Origin of the sequence: Pseudomonas sp. RAC1, from assembly GCF_030658255.1 — a bacterium.
Taxonomy (GTDB): Bacteria; Pseudomonadota; Gammaproteobacteria; order Pseudomonadales; family Pseudomonadaceae; genus Aquipseudomonas; species Aquipseudomonas boreofloridensis.
Genome location: NZ_JAUTXS020000022.1, coordinates 53,132 through 70,715, shown reverse-complemented (window position 1 = coordinate 70,715; position 17,584 = coordinate 53,132). Strand labels below are relative to the sequence as shown.

The 17,584-nt window shown below is 58.7% G+C and carries 11 protein-coding genes and 1 pseudogene; 9 read left to right on the top strand and 3 right to left on the bottom strand.

The window, feature by feature from the left end; translation table 11 throughout:
* Positions 1–65 precede the first annotated feature (65 nt).
* The 4 genes from tagQ to Q7C30_RS05315 all read left to right on the top strand — a co-directional run bounded on the left by tagQ (position 66) and on the right by Q7C30_RS05315 (position 2,937).
* Entirely contained in the window at positions 66–983 is a 918-nt protein-coding gene (tagQ, locus tag Q7C30_RS05330) for a type VI secretion system-associated lipoprotein TagQ (protein ID WP_039582648.1), read from the top strand.
* A gap of 126 nt (positions 984–1,109) precedes the next feature.
* Positions 1,110–2,027: an NAD synthetase gene (locus Q7C30_RS05325; RefSeq protein ID WP_317870920.1), complete on the top strand. Its 918-nt coding sequence runs from the start codon at positions 1,110–1,112 to the stop codon at positions 2,025–2,027.
* A complete protein-coding gene (locus tag Q7C30_RS05320) occupies positions 2,024–2,482 on the top strand; it encodes a hypothetical protein (RefSeq protein ID WP_029612680.1) in 459 nt (152 codons plus the stop codon). Before Q7C30_RS05325 ends, Q7C30_RS05320 begins: the two co-directional genes overlap by 4 nt.
* Entirely contained in the window at positions 2,479–2,937 is a 459-nt protein-coding gene (locus Q7C30_RS05315) for a hypothetical protein (RefSeq protein ID WP_317870919.1), read from the top strand. The genes Q7C30_RS05320 and Q7C30_RS05315 overlap by 4 nt, the downstream gene beginning before the upstream one ends.
* Before the next feature lies 1 nt (position 2,938).
* Here Q7C30_RS05315 and Q7C30_RS05310 read toward each other — a convergent pair whose 3' ends face one another.
* The gene (locus Q7C30_RS05310) at positions 2,939–4,306 is read right to left on the bottom strand and encodes an ATP-binding protein (RefSeq protein WP_317870918.1); all 1,368 of its coding nucleotides are present in this window, start codon (positions 4,304–4,306) and stop codon (positions 2,939–2,941) included.
* Position 4,307: 1 nt separating this feature from the next.
* Positions 4,308–5,024 carry a response regulator transcription factor gene (locus Q7C30_RS05305; protein ID WP_317870917.1) on the bottom strand — a complete coding sequence of 239 codons (717 nt, stop codon included), beginning with the start codon at positions 5,022–5,024 and terminating at the stop codon, positions 4,308–4,310.
* A gap of 136 nt (positions 5,025–5,160) precedes the next feature.
* Here Q7C30_RS05305 and Q7C30_RS05300 point away from each other — a divergent pair, with 136 nt between their 5' ends.
* A complete protein-coding gene (locus tag Q7C30_RS05300) occupies positions 5,161–7,458 on the top strand; it encodes a TonB-dependent siderophore receptor (RefSeq protein WP_317870916.1) in 2,298 nt (765 codons plus the stop codon).
* 46 nt (positions 7,459–7,504) lie between these two features.
* Here the strand turns inward: Q7C30_RS05300 and Q7C30_RS05295 are convergent, their stop codons facing one another.
* Positions 7,505–7,714, bottom strand: a complete 210-nt coding sequence (locus Q7C30_RS05295) for a DUF3079 domain-containing protein (RefSeq protein WP_317870915.1) — start codon at positions 7,712–7,714, stop codon at positions 7,505–7,507.
* Positions 7,715–8,092: 378 nt separating this feature from the next.
* Here Q7C30_RS05295 and Q7C30_RS05290 point away from each other — a divergent pair, with 378 nt between their 5' ends.
* The 4 genes and pseudogenes from Q7C30_RS05290 (at position 8,093) to Q7C30_RS05275 (ending at position 17,510) form a co-directional block, all read left to right on the top strand.
* Positions 8,093–8,497 carry a type II toxin-antitoxin system HicB family antitoxin gene (locus tag Q7C30_RS05290; RefSeq protein ID WP_317870914.1) on the top strand — a complete coding sequence of 135 codons (405 nt, stop codon included), beginning with the start codon at positions 8,093–8,095 and terminating at the stop codon, positions 8,495–8,497.
* A gap of 334 nt (positions 8,498–8,831) precedes the next feature.
* Positions 8,832–9,416, top strand: a pseudogene (locus Q7C30_RS05285) (transposase); the annotation flags it as partial.
* A gap of 868 nt (positions 9,417–10,284) precedes the next feature.
* A complete protein-coding gene (drmD, locus tag Q7C30_RS05280; protein WP_317870913.1) occupies positions 10,285–13,410 on the top strand; it encodes a DISARM system SNF2-like helicase DrmD in 3,126 nt (1,041 codons plus the stop codon).
* Positions 13,407–17,510 (top strand): type IIL restriction-modification enzyme MmeI, encoded by a 4,104-nt coding sequence (locus Q7C30_RS05275; protein WP_317870912.1) that lies wholly within the window; start codon positions 13,407–13,409, stop codon positions 17,508–17,510. Before drmD ends, Q7C30_RS05275 begins: the two co-directional genes overlap by 4 nt.
* Positions 17,511–17,584: the final 74 nt, after the last annotated feature.

Genomic DNA, 17,584 nt, shown 5'->3' with positions numbered 1-17,584 from the left:
CTTTGCCCAACCTCCGGCCGGCATGACGCTGGCCGGATTTGCACAACCCGAGAGAGAACCCGACCATGCGCATGAATCGCACCTCACTGATCTCCGCTTCCAAGGCTCGAACTGCCCTGCTGCTCGCCGCCGGCTTCAGCACCGTGCTGCTGACCGGCTGCGCCGGCTCGCCGGTGTCCAAGGTGGGCGCCAGCACCAAGGTGGAGTACTACCCCAACTGCTACGAGCCGGTGCAGCACCTGCGCTCCACCGACGGTGACATGACCCGTTCGGTCGCCACCGGCGCGCTGCTGGGGGCTGTCGGCGGTGCCCTGACCGGTGCCATGGTCGATGGCGACAAGCGTGGCCGTAACGCTGCCATCGGCGCGGCCGGCGGTGCCCTGGTGGGCGGCGCGGCGGGGTACTACACCGAGCGTCAGAAGCAGATCAGCGACGACAAGCAGCGCATCGCCTCCTACGCCGCCGACATCGACAAGAGCGCCGCCGACCTGGACCGCACCACCCAGTACGCCAAGGCCTCGCAGTCGTGCTATCAGCGCGAGTTCGCCAGCCTGATCCAGAATCGCAAGGCCAACCGCATCAACGACACCGAAGGCCGCAAGCGCCTGGCCGAGATCGTCTCGGGCCTGCAGGAATCGAACAACCTGCTGACCGCCGTGAACGGTCGTCTGGGTGAGAACCTGAACAACTACACCCAGGCCTACGAGCAAGACCTCAAGCAAGTGGGCGTGCAGCGCTCGCAAGTGGTCGCCGCGGTCGAGCCGCCGAAGGCCACCGGCAAAGCGGCTGGCAAGAAAGCCTCGTCCAAGGCCAGCAGCACCGTGCCTAGCGAGGCCGTGGCCACCGAGAAGACCCTGCAGAACGCCAGCAGCAAGAAGGCCCAGGCCCAGCAAGTGGCCAAGGCCGGTACCGATCAGGTCAACAGCATGTGCCGCAACCCGGACATGGGCGACTGGGCACCGGTGCCTTGCCCGAACGTTTGATGGGATGCCATGGGGCGCTGCGCGCCCCTTTTCGCGACGCCGGTCCGCCCCGTGCGACCGGTGGCGCGTCGGGTGCAGCGCCGAGGTTTCAGGCGCTGCGCTGCGTGTTGAACGGGGACGCTTTCAATGACGGATCTTCTGGTCAATCAACTGGCCAACTCTTCGCAATTCATGGCGCGGCAGCGTCTTCAAGGTCGTATCGACCTGCCCAAACTGTTCAAGGCCATCGATGCCGATCCAGGCATCGTCGGTGCTGGCGTGGTCTACATAGACGCTGATTACAACGTCATCACCCTGCGCGAGTTCCAGCCGATTTGCAGTATCAAGCCCAAGCGGATCATCTTGCGGGAGGCGCCACGCTATATAGCGCCTCAGCAATTCATGGATCAGCTTGTTACCAGCCCGCGAGAGTCACGCGTGGTGAAGGAGGCGGTCAACACCTCGCTTGCATGCGTAGGGGCGATCATTGGCTGGGTGGTAATGTTCAGCGGCAGCATCGCGGTGCCGTTCTCCGGTGGTACCAGCGCAGTGCTTGCCGTGGCCGGCTATGCGGCGGCAACGGCGAGTACTGCGCAATGCTTCATTGGGGCAGCCAGGACCGTCAACGAGCTCAATGACCCAGCCGCCAACGACGCTCTGGATCAGTCCGAGTGGTATCGCGCCGCAACCAATGTTCTGGATGGCGTCGCGCTGATCGGCGTCGGATCTTCCACGCTGACGACAGTGCGTTTTCTGCAGGTGCGTAAGGCCGCCACTGGTGCCAGTTGGTTCGACCTTACTCGCTCCCTCAGCCGTCAACAGCGTAGTGCGTTGACCAAAGAACTACTGGCAATCAAGCATCCTTCACTGACGGCCAAGCAGATCAAGTTGAAGCAGAGCACGGGCGCACTCACCAAGCGATACACGCCCACCGAAATCAAGCACGCCACCCAGACGCTGATCAAGGATTCGATCGGTGCATCCCTAGGCTTCGTCGGCAGCAGCACTGTCCAAGGCCAAGCTCAAAGTATCGCGCTGGGGCTTTACGAGGAGTTCGGCGAATGAGCCGTGATCCTGAGCTGCAAAGATTTCTCGATCGGTATCTGCTGATATTTCTAGCCGCCTACTTTCTGTCCCTCTTTGCTATGGCGGGCACCTTTTCACTGGTATGGAGTTCGTACTGCCGCGAATGCACTCGGGAGATCGCCTACCCTGCGAGTCTAGCCGTTTTGATCCTGGCACTTTCCACGGCGCATGCTGCGGTAGTTCGAGGCTTCTACTGGGGGGCATGGTGGGTCGCTGGGCTGTGTATCGGATCAATTGCATTTCTGATTCCGACCTATGCCTACGGACCTCACAAAATGGTCTTCACAAGCATTTTGATCGCAGCGTTGCTTGGCTTGTTGGTGCTCAATAGCCGCACTTATCGGCAGATGCGGATCGTGTTGGCGGAGTATCGAGCCAAGCGTAGGCAGGAGCGTGCGGGGCGAGATTCAAAAGGGCGTACCCCGAAACCATGAGCACTAAGTCACACAACGAAAATCCATCGCCCGACTCTGAACGGTCTTCGTTCCTGCGCCGTTATTTTCCGATGTTCATTCTGGGCTTTCTATTGTCCTGCGTGAGCTTGAGTGGCGTAGTGTCGCTGACATTCGCCACCTACCTTCGCGATTTTGAGGGAGATGGGACGTTCTCCTTCGCTGTGACGTTGGGCATTGCTCTGATTGTTGCAGGATCACACATCGCTATCGTTCGAGGCCGCTATTGGGGTGCATGGGTCATGTTGGCGGTATTGGCCGCAGGTATGGTCGCGGTGGCTCCCTGCTATGCATACACCTCGTTCAGAGGCTCCTTGATAGCGATCGTGCTGCTTATTTTGGTCGCCTTGCTGGTATTCAACACTCGCCGCTACCGCGAAATGCGCCGAGGCCTGGCGTACTACCGCGAACAGCGGCGCGCCGCACGCAAACCCTGAATCACCGCGCTACCGTCACCCTCACCACCAGTCCGCCGCCTTCCCGATTCTCCAGATGCAACGCGCCGCCATGGCTGGCGGCGATGCGCTGGGCGATGCTCAGGCCCAGGCCGTAGCCGCCGGAGCGGTGGTTGCGCGAGGTCTCGCCACGGACGAAAGGGTCGGTGACGGTCGCCAGCAATGCCGGGTCGATACCGGGGCCGCGGTCTTCGACGTGGAGGCGGATGTGTGTCGAGTCAGCGTCCAGTCGCAGCGTCACCTGGCGCCCATAGCGCAGCGCATTGACCAGCAGGTTCTGCAGGCAGCGCTGCATCAGCAATGCATCGACGCGCACCTTGCCGACACTGCCCTGCACCGGCAGCGGTTCCTCGGCGCTGGCCAAATCGGCGCACACCCGCGCCACCAGTCGGTCCAGATCGACCTCTTGCAGGTTCTGCTGCTCCCCGGCATGCAGGTAATCGAGGACCTGGCCGATCATCGCGTCCATCTGCGCGATGTTCTGCTGCAGCCGTACCTTGTGCTCTCCGTCCTCGAGTCGTTCCAGGCGCAGCCGCATGCGCGTGAGCGGGGTGCGCAAGTCGTGGGACACGGCGGCGAGGAAGTAGGCCTTGTCGTTGACCATGGCGATCAGCCGCTGCTGCATGGCATTGAACGCCTGGGCGGCCTGGCGCACTTCCTCCGGGCCCTCCAGCGGCAGTGGCGGCTGTTCGAGGTTGCGGCCCAGGCCCAGCGCGGCGTCGGCCAGGCGCCGCAGCGGGCGCAGGCACAGGCGCACCGCCACCAGGCACACCAGCAGCACGGCCAGAATGCGCAGGGCATAGACCCGTAGCAGGTAGTCGCTGATCAGCACCCAGGCCGACTCACCGCTCCAGCCCTGCAACTCTTCGCCATCGACCAGCAACCAGTGGCCGTCCTCCAGCGGTACGGCGAACTGCAAGTGCGCCTGGGCGATGCGCAGGCCGAACAGGCTGCGCCACAGCACCGGTCGGCCCAGTTCGTCGGTGAGCTGCAGCTTGAGCACGCGCGCCTTGAGCGCGTGACCGAGTTCGTAGCTCAGGGCCTGATTGAGCAGCAGTTCGATGCGGTGGCGGCTGTGCGGGTCGTCGGCCTGCGGCGAGGGCAGTGATTCGGCGCAGCGCAGGTGATAACGGGCAGGGATACGCGGCGGTGTGGCGTGGCAATCGGCCTGGGCGATCAACGGCGCGCTGCGCGCCGCGATCAGCCGCACCGGCGCTTCGAACACTTGGGCGAAGCGCACGTCGAACCAGATGCTGCTGGACACCAACTGCACCAGCAGCGTGCCGCTGATCATGATCAGCAGCAGTTGGCCGAACAGGGTGCGGGGCCACAGCCGGCGCAGTAAGCGCACCTTAGACGCCCGGCCTCTCGGCGATGCTGAGCAGGTAGCCTTCGTTGCGGATGGTGAGGATCTGCGCGCTGCCCTCGGCACCACGGCGCAGTTGCTGGCGCAGGCGGCTGATGCACATGTCCACCGAGCGGTCGTCGGGCAGGTGGTCGCGGCCGAAGGCGCTGCGGGTCAGGTGGTCGCGCGACACCACACGGTCGTTGGCGTCCAGCAGTTCGCGCAGCACGCGGTAGTCGGAGCGGGGCAGGTTCAGGGTCTGGCCGTCGGGGAGGGTGAGCAGGCGCTTGATGTGGTCGAGTCTGAAGCCGGCGAAGCGCTGCAGGGACTGGGCTTGATCTTCGGCAGGGGCGTCCAGGCGCTGGGGGCGGCGCAGCACCGCCTTGATCCGCGCCACCAGCTCGCGCGGCTCGAAGGGCTTGGCCAGGTAGTCGTCGGCGCCCACTTCCAGGCCGATGATGCGGTCCAGGGTGCTGCCCTTGGCCGAGAGCATGATCACCGCCAGGCCCGGTTGGGTTTGCAGGTAACGGCACAGGCTCAGGCCGTCTTCGCCGGGCAGCATCAGGTCGAGCACCACCAGCTCGACCTTGTGTTGCGCCAGTTGCTCGCGCATGCGCTCGCCGTCGGCGGCAGCCAGCACGTGGTAGCCGGCATCTGCCAGGTAATCGCAGAGAAGTTCGCGGATCTCGTCGTCGTCGTCGACGACCAGCAGAGTCGTGCTCATTGCGGGGGCACCTGTGTGGCGCGCGCTGGCGCGCCGTTACGTTCCATTACATCCCCGTACATGTCGGGCATGGAGCCCGGAGGGCACATCCCTAGAATCGTAGCAAAAACCATCTGCGAATACGAAACCTTCCCAAATGAATCACCTGAATCTTTCCAGCGATTGCGCACGCTCAAGCCGTGGCGGCAGTCGTCTCTCGCCGCTCGCCCTGTGCGTTGCCTTCAGCCTGTGCACCAGTGCCTACGCCGCTGACGGCCAGCCCATCGAACTGAGCGCGACCAGCATCGAGGACAGCGCGCTGCCCAGCGCCGACGCCACCGGGCAGCTTGGCTACACGGTCGAGAGCACACGCAGCTCCACCGGGCTCGATCTTACCCCACGCCAGACCCCGCAGTCGGTGACCACGATCACCCGTCAGCAAATGGACGACCGCGATGTGCACAGCATCGAGCAGGCGTTGGAGACGGCGCCGGGGATCAGCGTCAGCAAAATGGAAGTGGGCGGACGTACCGACTTCCGCGCCCGTGGCTACGCCATCACTAACTGGAAACTCGACGGCCTGCAATTTCCGGGCGGCTCGGACTTCAGCGGCAGCGGTAACGCCCTGAACCTCGACCTGTACGAGCGCATCGACATCGTTCGCGGCGCCAACGGCCTGCTCGGTGGCACGGGCGACCCGTCGGCCACCGTGAACCTGATTCGCAAGGCCCCGACCCGCACTTTCGGCGGCAGCGCCTACGCCACCTACGGCAGTTGGGACAAACGGCGCCTGGGCGCTGACCTCAACGTTCCGCTGTCCGAAGACGGCCGCCTGCGCTCGCGCTTCGTGGTCACCCAACAAGACGCCAACTCGTTCCGCGACAACGAATCCCAGCGCGCGCGCGCCGCCTTGGCCAACTTCGAGTTCGACCTGGATGACGCCACCACCCTCGGCGCCGGCTACCAGTACGAGTACAACAAGGTGGTCGGCGGCGGCTGGGGCGCGAACATCCCGATCTGGTACGGCGACGGCAGCAAGACCCACCTGCCACGCAGCAGCAACGTGGTGCCGAGCTGGAGCTTCGGCGAATACATCACCCGCACCACCTTCGGCTCGCTGCAGCACCGCTTCGACAACGACTGGACCCTGGACCTCAAAGGCGCCCAGAGCACCACCGATGCGCTCAACCATCGCGGCCTGGCCAAGGTCAACTCATCGGGACGCGGGGTGTACGGCGGCTACTGGGACCAGGACGGCAGCGGCGCCGTGCTCAATGGTTTGCACAGCTCCAGCGACACCACCCAGCAATCAGCGCAGATCGACCTCTCCGGCCCGTTCCAACTGCTGGGCCGCACCCATCAGGCGATGGTCGGCTACAACGACAGCCGCACCGTGGCCTGGTCGCCGGAGTACACCTGCACCCTGACCAGTGCCAACCGCGTCAGCGCGCCGGCGCTGGGCTGTCAGTTCCGCGCCAACAACGGCTTCCCGCTGAGCAACTGGCTCAACGGCGTGGACAGCGACTACAACATGCTCGCCTCGCAAACCGGCCGCCACAGCAAGACCACCACGCGCTTGCAGGGCATGTACGCCGCCACCCGGCTGAGCATCACCGATCCGCTGTCGGTCATTCTCGGCGCCCGCGTGACCGACTATTCCTCGACCACACGCAGCGTCGGCGGCGTGCGCAGCAACCAGCAGAACAATGGCATCGTCACCCCCTACCTGGGCGCGGTGTATGACCTGAACGACACCTACTCGCTGTACGCCAGCTACACCGATATCTTCAATCCACAAACCCAGGAAACCGCCAGCGGCAGCAAGGTCGAGCCGATCCGTGGCCAGAGCTACGAAACCGGCCTGAAGGCCGCCTGGTTCGACGGTCGCCTCAACGCCTCGGCGGCGTACTTCCGCACCAAGCAGGAAAACAAGGCGGTCACCGACGGCGACCTGCTCACCCCGACCGGCGCCACGGCCTACAAGGCCGGCTCCGGCCAGGAAACCGACGGCATCGACCTGGAACTGGCCGGCGCCCTGACCGAAAACTGGAACGTCTACGGCGGCTACACCTACCTGCACTTCCGCCGCCTCGACAGCGACGGCCGCAGCGACCCGTCACACCTGTTCAAGGCCTCCACCACCTATCGCCTGTCCGGCCCGCTGGACCGCCTGACCCTGGGCGCCGGCGTCACAGCGCAGACCAACATCCGCGCACTGTCCACCCCGGCAGGGCAGCCGACCAATGGCGTAAGCCGCAGCGCCACTGACGTGAACTGGTCGGGTTATGCGATCTGGAACGCCATGGCCAAGTATCAGGTGACCGACGACACCAGCGTCAGCCTCAATGCCGACAACCTGTTCGACAAGCGGTACTACACCCGCTACGGGTTCTACGCGGGGGCGATCTATGGGGATCCGCGGAGTTTGTCGTTGACGGTGAGTACGAATTTTTGAGGTGATTTGGGTGAGGGTTGTTTAAATGTGTGTCGGCATGCCGGTCCTAGTGACCGGCATTGTTGTTTTTGGGGGACGGTGAAGTGGAGGGTGGATCGGGTTCGAACGTGGTCCAGTCTTCGCCGAACAGCTCGACGGGGTGCATCGTGCGGTCGGCACCGTTGCCGCAGGCCAGGGATTTGGCGGGGCAGTAGAGGTCGCAGCCCCAGCAGATGCGTTCGGGGTGGGCGGGGTGGGTGGTGAATTTTTTGGCCATGGGGGCTGGGGTGGGGGGGTTGGATAGGGTAGGTGGGGGTGGTTAGGGTGGGGGTGATTGGGGTCAAGGAGAAGGGGATTTTTTGCGTGAGGTGGAGGCTGTGTGAGCGCTGATCGCTCTGTTTGGCTCTAGGGTTTAGCGGTGTAGGCCCGACACGTATGCATTAGCATGGTGTGTATGATGTGTATTATTTTTGATGTGTCATATCGCTGATTTAACGGGCATGCAGAGTGGTGGATAGGACATGCGTCTGATCAGGCGCAACAGCTCCGGCGCGCTTTCTAAATCTGATCGCGGCCCTGAAAAATGGCCGGTTGTTGGAGCGGCTGTGCTGCACATCCATGGGGTGACCGGCTCCGCTTCCATCAGGAGAACTCAATGAAATTTCCAGTGGTGGTCCATAAGGACCCCGATTCTGATTACGGCGTGACCGTCCCGGACGCCCCCGGCTGCTTCAGCGGTGGCGAAACGGTCGAGGAAGCGCTGGATAAAGTGCTCGAAGCCTTGGCGCTTTACTGCGAGGGCGCCATTGCTGAGGGAGAGCCCCTCCCCAATGGTCGGCCGATAGACGCACATCTGGAAAATCCAGACTATGCAGGCGGTGTGTGGGCTGTAGTGGACTTCGACGTCACGCCGTACCTGGGTAAATCGGTACGCTTCAATGCCACCCTGCCCGAGCATCTGTTGCAGCGGATTGATGACTATGTTGCTAATCATCCTGAGCAGAAAAGCCGGTCAGGGTTTTTGGCTTCGGCGGCTATGCGGGTGTTGTCGGGGGTGTGACGGGAGGGGCCTAGTCTGTGGAAATCAAGTGCGGCGACACCAGGAGTCGAACTATGTTTTATATGTATGATTCTTATAGCTTTTATCTGGTTATTTGAAGTGTTCTATCCCTTTAAATATCCTTTATTCCAGCACTGGTCGAATACAGTAGTTGAATCGATTATTCGGATCGGCAAGTCATTGAGCCATTATTAATTGAGCTTGAGATGCAATCGCACGAGCATCTGGACGATGGTTCTGTAATTTTCGGCATAGCCAGAAGCGGTGATAAACTCTCCGCCAGGGCATGTCAGAAATTTTGTGTTCGGGCATAACATGAGCAAGAGGTGCATGTATGCCAACCAAGAAGAAACCCCTGCGTGACCTACCAAAAATCCCCAAGGAGCTGCTTGAGCAGTTCGGTGAGGGCCTGATGACTGCGGAGGCTATCGAAGATGCCTCTGCGGCGTTCAAGAAGGCGCTGATCGAACGAGCCTTGAACGCCGAGCTCAGTCACCATCTGGGGTATCTGCCGGGCGCGCAGCGTCCGGTGGATGAAACCAACCAGCGCAACGGCAGGACTGGCAAGACGGTTCTGACTGGAGAGGGGCCGCTGCGGCTGGATATCCCCCGTGATCGAGACGGTAGTTTTGCGCCCATTCTGATTCCCAAACATGAGCGCCGTTACACCGGTTTCGATGACAAGATCATCGCCATGTATGCCCGAGGCATGACCGTTCGGGAAATTCGCGCATTCCTCTCCGAGCAGTACGGAACGGATGTTTCGCATGACTTCATCAGTTCGGTCACGGCCGAGGTGATGGAGGAAATCGGCGCGTGGCAACAGCGGCCGCTGGAGCCGATGTACCCGGTCATTTTCTTTGATGCGCTGCGAGTCAAGATTCGCGAAGAAGGCCTTGTGCGCAACAAAGCGATTTGGAACATCACGGCAAACTGGGGCTCAGCGGCCCATGATTGGAAAAATGCGATGAATCAATTCGCGATGCTGTACGGAGATCGATTTATCAGGCCGACCTGGTAAAAGCATGGCCAGCCTGACGGCAAGCCGTTATCGGCCCGCACACAAAAAATCTGACACTCTCGTGTGGGCTCGACTCTGATGATGGCGTACTCGACGACAGATTTATTCTTGAAATCTCCAGCATTGCGAAGCTTTGTATTTTCAAACACCGCCCTTCATGATCTTGCCTAGAAGCCAGTTACTCTGGCTGGAGGAGAGAAGAAGGGCCATCTACGAGGCCCCATAACCTTGCATTCCGATCTAACCAGGAGAAGCATTTTTCGCTGAATTCATGATGGCTGCTCGGTGCCAGACATTGCGTTGAAAATTCTGAGGGCGATCAAGTAGCGCATCTGCCGCAAGCACTGTTGCCAGGTGAAGTCCTCAAAACCTGTGAGCTGATGCAATGCTCGAATCTGAAGCATTGGCAACCACTGCATGTGAGTCATTGAGAGCCTTACTGGAAGAGTCCTAGCTTTCTGGTCGCTTGTTCCTTCGGCATGAATGCACCGGTAAGCCGACCATGCTGGCAAAAAGCTGTGAGTGTGGCTTTACCCATCCTCAGCCAATGGATAAGGTGACAAACATCGCATCATGGCAGGCCGTGGTATCCCAGGGATGATTGATCTACAGCGTTTCTACCAGCACGAACGCTGCCGTTTCAGCCCTCGACTCCGCACCTATTCCCAACTGTATTTAGTCCTGCGTGCTCTTGGAGTGCGTCGCGTATAAGCTTTTGCTCATCCGTAGTCATCAGTTAGGTGGTTACGGTGCTAGGGAGTTAAGAATGACTGTAACTGCGGAAGACAGCAGCTACCGCAATATCCCGGAACCAGGCCAGCTCGTCGTGGTTAGACGTCGGCAGTGGGTGGTGGCTGAAGTGGATGCGTCCAAGTTGGGCAGCGTACAGCAGCATGCCGTCACGCTGGCTTCCATTGATGAGGATGCCCTCGGCGAAGAGCTTCAGGTGATCTGGGAGATTGAGCCGGGCGCACATGTCATCGAACGCGCTGGCTTGCCAGACATCACCGGACAGGACGACTCCGATACTCTGGAAGCCTTTCTCGATGCCGTGCGTTGGGGAGGCGCTACCAATGCTGATCGTGGTTTTCTCCAAGCACCGTTTCGTAGTGGTGTGAGCCTTCAGGACTTCCAGCTGGATCCGCTGGTTCGTGCGATCGACATGGCGCGCGTCAATCTGTTGATCGCAGATGATGTAGGTCTTGGCAAGACCATTGAGGCAGGTTTGGTCATCCAGGAGATGTTGCTACGTCATCGCGTCCGCACCGTACTGATCGTCTGCCCCGCGTCGCTGCAAGAAAAGTGGCGTGTTGAGATGATGGAAAAGTTCGGTTTGGAGTTCCGCATCGTCGACAGCACTTACATCAAGGAGATGCGGCGCGAACGTGGAATCCATGCCAATCCCTGGACCTCGTTCCCACGCCTGATCACGTCGATGGATTGGGCCAAGGCTGGTGATGGCTTACGTGCTTTCCGCGATATCCTCCCGGCGCATGTCAGCTATCCACGCAAGTTCGACATGTTGGTCGTCGACGAGGCCCACAACGTCGCGCCGTCAGCGAGCGCTCAATACGCTATCGAAAGCCAACGTACTCGTTTCATCCGCATCATCGCTCCGCATTTCCAGCACCATCTGTTCCTCACTGCGACGCCGCATAACGGCTACACCGAGTCCTTCACTTCGCTGTTGGAACTGTTAGACGATCAGCGCTTCGCCCGCAATATCATGCCTGAACCGAAGCAGCTGTCTCAGGTGATGATTCGTCGCCTCAAGAGCGAAATCACTGATAAGGACGGGAACCTGATTTACGCACAGCGCAAGCTCGAAGCATTGCCCGTCGACTACACCGCCAAAGAAAGAGAGATCCATCGCAAGCTGCAAGAGTTCTGTGCCAGTAGGGAAGCTGCTGATGAGGAGTTGGGCGGCGTGACCGGCGCATCCTTCGTCAACCAGCTGCTACGCAAGCGCTTGTTTTCGTCGCCGGCTGCCTTCGCGTCGACCCTGGAAAAACATCTCGCGACCTTGGAAAGTGGCGGAGCTAGCAAGGGGCGGACGGATTTGTCCGAGCGAATCTTGCTCAAGGCTATCCAACGCGCCGAAGAAGACTACGCCAATGACGCAGATGTCGAGGTTGCGCAGCAAGAGGCCGTCGAGGAAGCCACGCGCCACTCACGTCCGTTGAGTGAAGATGAGCGCATCTTACTCGACGAGCTCAGGCATTGGGCTCAGCAGGCGATGAATCAGGTCGACTCCAAGGTCAAAGCTCTACTCGCTTGGATTGATCGGCATCTGGAGACCGATGGATTCTGGAATGGTAAGCGAGTGATTCTCTTCACTGAGTACCGTACCACGCTCGACTGGCTGCATCAGATTCTGGCGTCTCATGACTTGGGTGGCGATCGCCTGATGATCTTGCACGGCGGCATGGATCATGACGATCGAGAGCAAGTGAAGGCAGCATTCCAGGCCTCTCCGGACATTTCTCCCGTGCGCATCCTGCTGGCCACCGACGCCGCTTCCGAAGGTATCGACCTGCAGAACCACTGTAACTACCTCATTCACCTGGAGATTCCGTACAACCCCAACGTCATGGAGCAGCGCAACGGTCGTATCGACCGCCATGGCCAGCGTGAGAAAGAGGTAGTGATTTGGCATCCGGTCGATGCTCGCCAAGACCAGGATGCTGTCGGTGGTCACCAGGACGATATCCTGCGTGCCTTGCGCAAGCTCGATTCCATGCGTGCGGATATGGGCAGCGTGAACCCCGTGATCGCACCGCAGATGTCTGGGCTCATCGAAGGGACGTTGCGGAATCTGGATACCCGACTGGCGGACGCGAAGATCGCCCAGGCCCGCAGTTTCGTCCGGGCTGAAAAAGACCTCGCTAACCGAATAGCTAAGCTACATGAGAAGTTGGTCGAGACTCGGGAGGACTTCCATCTCTCTCCAGAGCACATCCTGAAGGCGGTCGAAACCGGCTTGGCATTGGCCGAGAAACCGGCTCTCAAGCCGTGGACATTGGCGGGAATTACGCCGGGTAAAGTCTTCGAGCTGCCGCCCCTGGGGGGCGCCTGGGAACGTTGCCGCGAAGGGCTAGAGCATCCATTCACCGGCAAGATCCGCCCGGTGACCTTCGATCATGAAGTCGCCAATGGACGAGATGACCTGGTGCTCATCCATCTAAATCATCGCTTGGTGCAGATGTGTTTGCGTTTGCTGCGTGCTGAAGTTTGGGCGCAGGAAGACAACAAGCGCTTGCACCGAGTGACGGTGCGAACGTTGCCTGACGGTCGTCTCGAGGCCCCGGCGGTTGTGGTCGTGTCACGCTTGGTGATCACTGGCGGCAATCACCATCGTCTACACGAGGAGCTGACGTTGGCTGGGGGCTATCTGCGCGAACAGGGCTTCAAGCGCGAAGAAGGTGTCGCCCGCGTACAGGCCTTGTTGGACGACGCGCAGCCGTGTCGGCTCAATGACTCGGTCTTCGCCATGTTGCGCTCTCGCTTCGCCACAGCGGCAGAGGCCATCCAGCAATCCCTCGGAGCACGTTCACGCAATCGTCTCGAATATTTGGGCAACACCCTGGAAACCCGCAAGAACAAAGAAAAAGAAGACATTTTCGCCGTGCTGGATGAGCTGGATAGCGCCATTCGCAGGGAGCTGGGTAAGGACGAGTTGCCTGAGCAGTTTTCTTTGTTCAGTGAAGATGAGCGCACCCAGGTTCGTCGTGACAACTCCGCCCTGCAAGCACGTCTCGCGCGGATTCCTGCGGAGCGGGAAGAGGAGGCCGGTGCCATCGAAGCTCGTTATGCCGAACCGCAGGATCGCACCTTCCCGGTAGCCGTCATTTTCATCGTACCTGTATCGCTAGCCCAGGGAGGCCGCGTATGAACCCACTCGATATTCACGATGAATGGTTGTCGCTGATTGAGGTCTCCGGTCCTTTCCTCGCCACGCCGGTACTGAAACGAATCTTCTCCACTGGTCTACCTGCTGTCGAACCTCGCATTCGACAGTACCTGCGGCAAGCTTATGACGAATGGTGCGAGGCGCGTGACAACGACGATCCCAGATTCACCGAACTGCATCGCGCCTGGATTCACGAGGTGCTTGCCCGCGGCCTGGAATACGACGAGAACGATAGCGGTGAGCTTCTACTACGAGGTGAGCGCATTCCTTTTGAGCTGCGCGTCACTCTGCCGGAACATGGTGTCACCTTGGAGCCTGACTATGCGTTGGTCTCAGGCGGCAAAAGTCAGCTGCTCGTGCAAACCTATTCTGCGGGCACGGATCTCCAGGCAGCACTGAAATTGGATGGCTGGTCCGCTAGTCCAGCCGAGCGCATGGAGCGGCTCTGCCGGGCCAGCGGCTGTCGCCTTGGTTTGGTCACCGATGGTGAGCGCTGGATGCTAGTCGATGCTCTCGTTGGCGCTGTATCGACCTTCGCAAGTTGGTATGCACGTCTCTGGGGGCAGGAGCGGCTGACGCTGCAGGCCTTTCTCACCCTATTGGGTGTCCGGCGCTTCTTCGGTCCAGACGATGAGACCTTGCCCTCAATGCTGGACGAGTCTCTCCAGCATCAGGAGGAGGTCACCGATGCCCTGGGTGAGCAAGTCCGCCGGGCGGTCGAGGTGTTGATCCAGGCTCTGGGTAAGGAAGACCGTGAGCGGTCAGGGGCGTTGCTGCAAGGCGTCGAGCCGACCGAACTCTACGAAGCGGGCCTGACCATCATGATGCGTCTGGTGTTCCTGCTTTCGGCCGAGGAGCGGGGGCTCTTGCTGATGGGCGAGGAGGCCTACGAAAGCAGCTACGCCATTTCCACTTTGCGTATGCAACTGCGCCAGGACGCCTGGGAGGTGCTGGAGCGGCGCAACGATGCCTGGTCAAGGTTACTAGCGACATTTCGCGCGGTGTACGGCGGCATTGAGCATGAAATGCTGCGCCTTCCGGCACTAGGTGGTTCCCTGTTCGACCCGAATCGTTTCCCGTTCCTTGAGGGGCGCTCCAAGGGCTCAGATTGGAAGATCGACTCCGCGCGACCACTACCGATAGATAACCGTACCGTTCTGCTCCTGCTGGAGGCGATCCAGCAGTACGAGGGGCGTACGCTTTCCTACCGAGCGCTGGATGTTGAGCAGATCGGTTACGTCTACGAAGGCTTGCTGGATCGGACTGTAGGACTAACCGAGCGGGTGACAGTGGAGCTTGCCGGTGGCAAAGGGGCAAAGAAGACCCTCTATACTCTGGAGGAGCTCGAAGCTATGCACCAGCGGGGGGGCGAAGTGTTGGCCGAGGCGCTCTCCGGTGCCGATGCGATCAAGCGTGGCGGAGGAGCGATCCGCAAGGATCTCGAACGCTCGGTCGAGGCTCTCCAGGCCAACCGCCTGCTCACCGCTTGCGCTGGCGACGAAGGCCTGCGTGATCGTGCACTGCCATTCCTCAACCTGCTGCGTACCGATCCTTGGGGTTACCCGCTGATTTACCCTGAGGGGGCATTTATCGTCACCATGGGCAGCGATCGGCGCGAGACGGGAACGCACTACACGCCGAAATCGCTCACCGAAGCCATCGTCGAGGAGACGCTGACCCCTATCGTCTTCACAGGGCCGGCAGAAGGAACTTCGCGTAAACAATGGGTGCTGAAGTCACCCGCAGAAATGCTGGATCTGAAAGTCTGCGATCCGGCCATGGGCTCGGGTGCCTTCCTAGTTCAGGTATGTCGTTGGCTGGCCGATCGATTGGTCGAGGCATGGTCGAAAGTTGAAGGCAGCGGAAAGGCAGTGAGCGTGGACGGCGAAGTTTTGGATGCGCTGGATGCCAAGGAGCCGTTACCCTTGGACGCTGAGACGCGCACCGTGATCGCTCGCCGTCTTATCGCTGAACGTTGCCTCTACGGCGTGGACCTTAATCCTCTGGCGGTGGAACTAGCTAAGCTCTCCATCTGGCTGGTCACGATGGCAAAGAGCAGGCCGTTCGGTTTCCTTGATCACAACCTGCGCTGCGGCGATAGCTTGTTGGGCATTCACCGACTGGAGCAGCTCACTGAACTTTCGATGACGCTTGGCGGTAAAGGGCAGCAGCGTTTGTTTGGCAAGAACATCGAAAAGGCTGTCCTTGCAGCGATAAGCGGACGGAAAACACTACGTGAACTGCCAATTCGTGACATGCGTGACGTAGAGATTGTGACTCGCCTTAATGCAACTGCGCATTCAAAAATCGAAATCCCGCAGCGTATCGCAGATGCTTTTATTGGTGAGGTTTTGGTGGTCGAGGGTAAATCCAGTGCATTAGAAAAGTGCATAAGCTCTTTGTCTATTCAAGCTGGGCAAGCAATCGAAGGGGACACTAAAGCCCTACAAGAAATTCAAGGGCGCGCAGGGAAAACATTGAAAGAAGATGTCTCTGGAAAAGAAATAAAGCATAAGCCATTTCATTGGCCGCTGGAGTTTCCAGAGGTTTTCGATTCTGCTGAGCCGGGGTTTGACGCTATAGTTGGGAATCCACCCTTCCTTGGTGGAAAAAAAATTGCCGCAGCAATGGGGCGTAAGTATCTTAAATACCTTGTTGCGATAGTGGGTGAAGGGGTGAAGGGGTCGGCTGATTTAGTTGCGTTTTTCTTTCTTCGTTCTGCGCTAGTCCTAAAGCCCTTAGGTGTAATGGGATTGATAGCGAGTAACTCTATCGCTGAAGGAGGTACGAGGGAGGTTGGACTTGAACAGCTAAAGAATCGTGGGTTTTTGATTTGTGCGGCAACAAGCTCAGAGGTTTGGCCAGGGTCTGCCAATGTCGTCACGAGCAGAGTTCACTTGGTAAAAGGGGAATGGTTGGGCGAAAGAGTTCTGAATGGTGAAAAGGTGGCGTATATATCGCCATATTTGACAAGTCGAGACAATTTGGAACCGGTCAAAATCTCGGAGAATAGAGGTTGTGTGCATCAGGGAAGTGTTCTTCTTGGTAATGGCTTTATTGTGGAGAAGGATTATGCGTTAAAGAAGATTAAAGAAAATAATCAGCTTGGTTTAATTCTTTTTCCCTATTTAAGCGGTCAGGACGTGAATAGGAGTCCAACGCACGATTCTGATAGGTGGGTAATAAATTTCTGGGATTGGTCTAAGGAAAAGGCAGAGAATTTTTCTCCTGAGTTATTCTCACTGCTTGAGAGGTTGGTCGTCCTGGAACGATCCGAAATGAAAAGCATGGGGGGGGCGGTAGATACTTTCTGGAGGCATTTGTGGTACAGGTCTGAGTTGTATCACTGGCTTGGCTATGGGGCATGCTTTGATGAGCATCCGACGGATTGGAGTGCCAGCCATGTTTCTCCTAAACGAGTGATGGTTTTTGCAACTGGTGCTACGAAGTATCCATGCTTTACATTTGTCGATAATATTTACATATATGCAAATACGTTATGCGTGATCGCCAGTGAAAGCTATGGTTTGTTTGCTTGTTTATCTTCGGATATTCACTCTGTTTGGGCTTGGGAGCATGGCTCTAGAATGAAGCAGGATTTGCGTTATACTCACGGAGACATATTCGAGACATTCCCTTTCCCAGTAGGAGCGCTGGATGATGGTAATCGACACTTGTGCGCTCTTGGTGAAAAGTTCTTCGAGTTTCGGTCGAAGTACATGGTTGCAAATAATGTCGGGATGACGAAATTTTATAATGATTTCCATGATCCAGCTGTTATAAGTGAAGCCATGAGAGAGCTGAGGGGCCTTCAGGTCGAGATTAATATGGCAGTCTTGGGTGGCTATGATTTTGATGTTTGTGATTTGGAACAAGGGTTTCATGAAGTTGCATACCTGCCAGAAGGGAAGAATATACGCTTTACGATAAGTGAAGCCGCACGGGAAGAATTGCTTTATCGTTTGGTAATGTTGAACAAGGAACGCTCTGAGTTGAAGTTTGCTTCGTCCAAGGGTGTCGTAGGAGAGTTGGTTAAAAATTCAAAAAAATCTGAAGACGTCATTCAAGGCAGCTTTTTTTGAACAGAAATAATTAAGCGAGATGGATGGAATCAAGGTTTATCTACAACGCTGAAATGTGACACGGAGGGTTGGTA

Bases quoted from the DNA above. Each gene is read 5' to 3' on its own strand.
- Q7C30_RS05305 (WP_317870917.1), bottom strand. From the start codon at position 5,024: ATGAGCACGACTCTGCTGGTCGTCGACGACGACGACGAGATCCGCGAA.
- drmD (WP_317870913.1), top strand. From the start codon at position 10,285: ATGACTGTAACTGCGGAAGACAGCAGCTACCGCAATATCCCGGAACCA.
- Q7C30_RS05325 (WP_317870920.1), top strand. From the start codon at position 1,110: ATGACGGATCTTCTGGTCAATCAACTGGCCAACTCTTCGCAATTCATG.
- Q7C30_RS05275 (WP_317870912.1), top strand. From the start codon at position 13,407: ATGAACCCACTCGATATTCACGATGAATGGTTGTCGCTGATTGAGGTC.
- Q7C30_RS05315 (WP_317870919.1), top strand. From the start codon at position 2,479: ATGAGCACTAAGTCACACAACGAAAATCCATCGCCCGACTCTGAACGG.
- Q7C30_RS05300 (WP_317870916.1), top strand. From the start codon at position 5,161: ATGAATCACCTGAATCTTTCCAGCGATTGCGCACGCTCAAGCCGTGGC.
- Q7C30_RS05290 (WP_317870914.1), top strand. From the start codon at position 8,093: ATGAAATTTCCAGTGGTGGTCCATAAGGACCCCGATTCTGATTACGGC.
- Q7C30_RS05295 (WP_317870915.1), bottom strand. From the start codon at position 7,714: ATGGCCAAAAAATTCACCACCCACCCCGCCCACCCCGAACGCATCTGC.
- Q7C30_RS05320 (WP_029612680.1), top strand. From the start codon at position 2,024: ATGAGCCGTGATCCTGAGCTGCAAAGATTTCTCGATCGGTATCTGCTG.
- tagQ (WP_039582648.1), top strand. From the start codon at position 66: ATGCGCATGAATCGCACCTCACTGATCTCCGCTTCCAAGGCTCGAACT.